We start from the raw sequence: 1,227 nt of genomic DNA on the forward strand, positions 1-1,227 counted from the left end.
TAATTCTGAGGGTATGGATATGACTACACCAATGCAATTCGCCGCTGAATGTAAAGAAGATTACGAATATTATCGTAAAAGGGCGACTTCTTATGACCCACGCTCTGAAACGAGGGGTTTTTATACCAAACTATGTTGGCTCGCTAGGAAGAATTATCGCAAATGGTCTTCACTCAATTAACTAATTACAGCTCATTTCCGAGTGGGCTGTGGTGAGTTGATAATTGGAGGGTAATATGCCTAATAGCAACAAAACATTGGATGCTCTGAGTATTAGAGTATCTGATTTATCAAATAAAGCGTTTTTGGGGAAGTTAAGAAAAGTAAAAGGTATGCCTGACGTTTTGTGTATGTCAATTGCTCGCCGTGATGTTACTCAGCAAGTATTAGATGCCGCATCACTAATTGTTGGCAATAATAATAAAGCGAACAGACCAACGATAATTACAGTTGGTGAAACTGAATATCAGCTAGAATTAATTGAGTTAGTAAAAGAAAAATAACAGCCTCGCCAACGCGGGGTTTTTTATTACCTGAATATAGGAAAATAATGATGAATGATAAAAAACCTGATGAAATAACATTAAGAGATTATTTTGCGGCTAAGGCTATGCAGGCACTCGCAACCGATCTATATGCAACCAAAGCGGGTTGTGTTTTTGGCAGCGACGATATAGCGCGATGGGCATATGTAACTGCTGACGCAATGTTAAATGTTCGGGAAATAACGATGCCGAAACACCCGCGCGAGTTTAATTTTAATGTTGGCGATAAGTTAACGCATAAAACAGAGGATTGGGGAGAGGCCATCATAACCAATATTGACGGCGGTCAGATTACCATCAGAACGCATTTCGGTAGAGAAATAACCTATATGTCCCATTTTCTCAGTGAAAAATGGAACAAGATTAATCAAGAACCGCCAACAGGAGAATAAAAATGAATAAAATAACATTAACGATTCAACAAATTCAGCGCCTTTGTGATTTCGCAGGCATCTCTTACGAGAAAGTAGAAGAAATAAGATTAAGCGAAGAATTTACTATTGGCACTAATTTAGCGATTCAGGACGAAGGCGGTTTTTATATAGAACAACTGGGTGTCTATTGCACTGATTACCCAGAAGACGGTGCAATGCCACTGGAGAATAACGATGACTAAACACATTCACGCTGATTTAATGTCTGAGTACGCAAGGTTGGCTCAGATTACCGATAAGCCGTGGGA

The 1,227-nt window shown here is 39.3% G+C and carries 4 protein-coding genes; all 4 read left to right on the forward strand.

Annotation, left to right across the window (positions count from 1 at the left end):
- Positions 1–181 (forward strand): hypothetical protein (locus Xind_RS20740; RefSeq protein ID WP_222941872.1); only part of this gene is annotated, 181 nt, incomplete at its 5' end.
- A 55-nt stretch (positions 182–236) separates the two neighbouring features.
- Complete coding sequence (locus Xind_RS19525; protein ID WP_187650939.1) at positions 237–503, forward strand: hypothetical protein; 267 nt, start codon at positions 237–239, stop codon at positions 501–503.
- A 47-nt stretch (positions 504–550) separates the two neighbouring features.
- Positions 551–937 (forward strand): hypothetical protein, encoded by a 387-nt coding sequence (locus Xind_RS19530; RefSeq protein WP_187650940.1) that lies wholly within the window; start codon positions 551–553, stop codon positions 935–937.
- A 2-nt stretch (positions 938–939) separates the two neighbouring features.
- Positions 940–1,161 carry a hypothetical protein gene (locus tag Xind_RS19535; RefSeq protein WP_187650941.1) on the forward strand — a complete coding sequence of 74 codons (222 nt, stop codon included), beginning with the start codon at positions 940–942 and terminating at the stop codon, positions 1,159–1,161.
- Positions 1,162–1,227 lie beyond the last annotated feature (66 nt).

The organism is Xenorhabdus indica, from assembly GCF_014467235.1.
GTDB lineage: Bacteria > Pseudomonadota > Gammaproteobacteria > Enterobacterales > Enterobacteriaceae > Xenorhabdus > Xenorhabdus indica.

Coding starts and splice junctions, on each gene's coding strand:
- Xind_RS19525 (WP_187650939.1), top strand. CDS start 237: ATGCCTAATAGCAACAAAACATTGGATGCTCTGAGTATTAGAGTATCT.
- Xind_RS19530 (WP_187650940.1), top strand. CDS start 551: ATGATGAATGATAAAAAACCTGATGAAATAACATTAAGAGATTATTTT.
- Xind_RS19535 (WP_187650941.1), top strand. CDS start 940: ATGAATAAAATAACATTAACGATTCAACAAATTCAGCGCCTTTGTGAT.